The following is a 238-nucleotide window of genomic DNA, read 5'->3' on the forward strand; positions in this document are numbered from 1 at the left end:
GCCTGCAACAAAATAGCCGATGTAACGGCTGGCAACGCCGGTCAGCTGGATAATGCCGTTGTTCTGGCTGAAGGTGGAGTTCGGAAAGCTGTTCAGCACTGCCGCTAGGGCCGAGTTGATACCGTCGGCCAGAACACCGCCTTTGATGCGCTTGAGGTAGACAGGGCCACTGACGGGTTGTTCAGACGTTTCCGAGGTGGCTGTGATATCGCCAATGGCTTCCAGTGAGGTAATGGCG

Annotated in this window: 1 protein-coding gene; it reads right to left on the reverse strand. The window is 56.7% G+C overall.

Going from position 1 to position 238, the window contains the following annotated elements; all coding sequences use genetic code 11:
- A partial coding sequence (locus ACYP03_RS27875) for a solute carrier family 23 protein (RefSeq protein WP_459782920.1) occupies positions 1-238 on the reverse strand: 238 nt, incomplete at both ends.

The sequence above is a fragment of the Photobacterium sp. R1 genome, assembly GCF_054600795.1.